Source organism: Microbacterium sp., from assembly GCF_029263575.1.
Classification (GTDB): domain Bacteria; phylum Actinomycetota; class Actinomycetes; order Actinomycetales; family Microbacteriaceae; genus Microbacterium.
The window spans coordinates 1-3535 of the sequence record NZ_JAJUFV010000225.1 but is presented as its reverse complement, the minus strand read 5'-3'; the positions used below and the strand labels follow the sequence as shown (position 1 = coordinate 3535).

4 protein-coding genes are annotated in these 3535 nt (G+C 65.6%); all 4 read right to left on the bottom strand.

Translation table 11 applies throughout. The annotated features are described in order from the left end of the window. Positions 1-265 precede the first annotated feature (265 nt). Positions 266-1006, bottom strand: a complete 741-nt coding sequence (locus Q1J95_RS15265; RefSeq protein ID WP_300269192.1) for a hypothetical protein — start codon at positions 1004-1006, stop codon at positions 266-268. Positions 1007-1021: 15 nt separating this feature from the next. Then, entirely contained in the window at positions 1022-1600 is a 579-nt protein-coding gene (locus Q1J95_RS15260; RefSeq protein ID WP_300269189.1) for a Tox-REase-5 domain-containing protein, read from the bottom strand. 3 nt (positions 1601-1603) lie between these two features. Then, complete coding sequence (locus Q1J95_RS15255; protein WP_300269187.1) at positions 1604-2308, bottom strand: hypothetical protein; 705 nt, start codon at positions 2306-2308, stop codon at positions 1604-1606. A 79-nt stretch (positions 2309-2387) separates the two neighbouring features. After that, positions 2388-3317 carry a hypothetical protein gene (locus Q1J95_RS15250; RefSeq protein WP_300269184.1) on the bottom strand — a complete coding sequence of 310 codons (930 nt, stop codon included), beginning with the start codon at positions 3315-3317 and terminating at the stop codon, positions 2388-2390. Positions 3318-3535: the final 218 nt, after the last annotated feature.

The window sequence follows — 3535 nt, the reverse complement described above, 5'->3', positions numbered from 1 at the left end:
CGCTGGCGCTGCGGGCGCCGGTGCCGCGACGGGCGGTGCCGCAGCGGCACGCGCCGCCGATACGGCCGGTGGCGGCGGTGGTGCAGCCGACGGCCCGGGAGGGGCGGGAAAGGAATCGCTCATGAAGTCTCCTCGCAGGCAGAGAGGACGCTGCGTGATCGCCCCCGTCTGACAGCGTAACTGCTGGTGATTCAGAAAAAGACTCTGAGACCGGGGGAGAGATACCCATGTGGGGCGGGCTACGCCCGAGGGGCGCCGGGTGTCGTCACGCCGGGCGGAGCGCCGCCTGAACCTCGTGACCGATGGCGACCTCATCCTGGGCGGCACCGGTGAGTGCGCGTCCGTCGCCGATGCGGAAGATGACCCCCGTCCCGTGCCTCTCGGACGAGACGGACGTCGGCAGTCGGTTGGCGATGCTCGGATCGGCACGGTAGTTCAGCCAGCCCAGTTGCTGCCGGGCGTCGTCGTCCCAGACAGCATCCCGATAGCTCGCTTCGGTGACCCAGCCCTGGTCGGGTTTCCAGAAGTCGATCAGCAGCTGGAACAGACGCTCTGCCATGGCGGGGTCGAGCAGCGGCGAGTCGGGGTCGTTGAGCGTGATCAGCGCGCTGTTGTTGCTCCGCCGTGACGATTGGCCGCTGGCGAGCGAGATGGAGATGAAGTCGTTCGTCTTCACTGCCTCGCGCTCGTTGGCAAGGCTCAGGCGCCAGCCGACTTTGACCGTGCTCTCGCTGGTCGGCCGCCCCTGCTCGTCCAGGGCTGTGAACCAGTGCTTGGGCGCTTTCTTGTCCCAGCCGCGCTCAAACGCGATGCTTTCAAGATTCGCGAGCTCGGATCCGACGGGCATCTCGGTGTCGGCTCGATCACCGAGCGAGTAGAGCGTGTCGAAGAGCGGGTGAATCTCGCGCAGTCTGAGGAGAAACTCTCGAGACTGTTCGATGAACGTGCCCAGGCTCTGCTCGCGGGCCCCCCAGAACACACCGAAATACGGCCTGACGTCGTTCATAGTGCACTCATCCTATTAGAAGGGTGTAACGACGGTCGTGATGGCGTCGTCGAGGTTGTTCTGGCGCAGCAGCGAGTCGACCGCGTTCCTCGCAGACTCCGTGGAGAAATGCCACTCGATCGTCGTACCGTCGGCAGCGTTGACCTGTCGCATGATCTCGTCCAGGGTTCCGCCGTGCCAGAAATCTTGGCCGGCGGGAGGGTAACCACGCCAGTCCTTGGCATCGAGAAGCACGTCGCGTGCGCTGTCGTAGCCGTCGAAGTTGACACCGTCCACGCGGTACTCGGTGCCGCGTTCCATCCCGGTGATGCGTTCCTGGTATTCGACGCCTTTCGTGCGCCCCGGTGACTGCGCCCACTCGCCCGGTCCGTTGTCTGTTCTCCCGCGTGCTTCGTCGCCTGAACGCAGCGGCCTGTTCGTATCGATCGCATCGGGTGCGCCGTCGAATCTGTCGGAGTCAGTGGTCCGGCCACGACGGTCGGTCAACTCGCTCCGCAGGTGCAGAGGAACGCCCTTGACCGGTTTCAGGTTGTTCGGCATATCGTCGAGCGCCCGAACCAGCGGTCGGCCGATGCTGTCGCCTACTCTGACCATTTCTCAATCCCCCGTGATGTTGAGACTGGCGAGGTCGGTGCCGAGCCGATCCATCAGCGTCTCGATGTCGACTCCGTGCAGTTCCAACTCGCCTTCGGCCTGTTCCAGTGCTTCGAGATCTGCATAGAACTCTTCCGGGTTGCCCGCGACGGACTCGACGACCGGCGCATCGAGCGCGGCCATGACGAGCCCGGGCAGATGCTCGGCCAGCGGCTCGATCACCATCGGAAGAATCTGATTCAGCGCCTGTTCGACAGCGATGTCGACCGCAGCGTTCAACAGCTTCTTCTTGATCAGCAGCATGGGCCCCGCGCCGGCAGCTGTGATCGGGTTCGTGAGCATGGCGATGAGAGTGATCATTGTCGTCGTGACGTCGGCGATGACCTTCATCTTCAGCCCGAAGACCACCGTGGCGGCGATGTCGAGTCCCGGAGGAACCGGCGTGAGCAGATCCGATAGCTTCTGCAGGTTCTGTGAGCGGTTGGTGTTCCATGCGGCGACGATCGCCGGCCCGGTCTGGCCGCGCATCGCCATCGCGAGGTCGCCATTGACCTTGCGATCTATGGCCTGCAGTTTCTGCTCGAACTCGGTGTGAAACGTGGCGATGATCTCACCGGCTCGACGAACCTCGTCTTCGTCGATATCCGGCCAGTCGAAACCGAGCTTCTCCATGACCCAGATCAGCTCGTTCGGCAGCATCATTCCCATGGCGTCCACCCTCCACCACGCAGAGTAGACGACAGATCCCTCGACGACTATGGGGAGAAGACCCCATCCGGCGAGGCCGTCAGATCGCGTTGCGAGGAACGCTGATCTCGTTGCCGGCGGTTCCGTCGGAGTACGCGGCCCGGATCACCGGATTGCTCAGACCGAAGTTGATGAGAGAGCCGCCCATCGTGATCGTTGCCCGCCCGCTGGTATTGAACGTCACCGTTCCCGCACGGCGCGAGCCGTACCAGACGGTGGCGCTCGAACCCGGTTCGCCGGAGAGCGACAGGGTGTAGCTGCTCAGCAGTCTGATGCCGAGAAGACCGATGGTGTGATTCTCCGTGAGTCCTGTGAACGCCAGCGGGTCCGGTGCTGGTGCGGGTGCGGGTGCTGGTGCGGGTGCCGGTGCTGGGGGAGCCGGGGCGGGCGAGGGCGCCGGCTCGACAGGCTTCGGGCTGGGCTGTTGGGGCGTCTGCGGTCCCGGGCGTACGGAGGGCGAGTCTGCCGGGCGTTGCGGCACCGGGGGATCGCCGCGCTGCGTGCCGGGTTCTTGGGGAAGAGCGGATGCCTTCGGTGTCGGCGTCGGCGGCTCGTCAGAATCCGTCTGATCGGACTCGGGCACCGGAGTCGACACGGTGTCGAGGGGCCCATCGGCATCCGACTCGTCGCCGACGTGCTCGCACGCCTCGGCGCTGAGCACGGACGTTCCACCTTCGCCGACCGCCGGAAGCGCGCATTCCTCCGCGTTCGAGATCGCCTTCTGATCGTGCGCCTCATCAGAGGCGGCCGGGTCGACATCACCGGAACTCATCGACAGCATCGTCGCCGACAGCGTGACGACGACCGCGACCGCTACGCCCGCCGTGATGAGCAGTCTGCCGCGCATCCCGGCCGCCGCGCGCGGGACGCGCGAGCTGTGCACGGGTGGTGCCGCCACGAGCCCGGTCGTCGCAGCGGCTCGCCGATCACGACGCAGGGCACGCGTCGGCGACGGCTCACTATCAGGCACGCCCTCACCCTACCGATCGCCCCGTCGCCGTCAACGGCGGGGTTCGGGAACAGCGGAGGCAGCGGCACAGAAAGAGGGCGCGTCAGACCCCTTCGGTAGGATGGAACGGCCCGTTCGGGCCAGCTCATCTGCCGGTGCAACTCCGGCGAGAAGCACTACCCAGGGGGTTACCCATGCCAGGAATCGTTATCGTCGGCGTCCAGTGGGGCGACGAAGGT

Coding starts and splice junctions, on each gene's coding strand:
- Q1J95_RS15265 (WP_300269192.1), bottom strand. CDS start 1,006: ATGAACGACGTCAGGCCGTATTTCGGTGTGTTCTGGGGGGCCCGCGAG.
- Q1J95_RS15260 (WP_300269189.1), bottom strand. CDS start 1,600: ATGGTCAGAGTAGGCGACAGCATCGGCCGACCGCTGGTTCGGGCGCTC.
- Q1J95_RS15255 (WP_300269187.1), bottom strand. CDS start 2,308: ATGGGAATGATGCTGCCGAACGAGCTGATCTGGGTCATGGAGAAGCTC.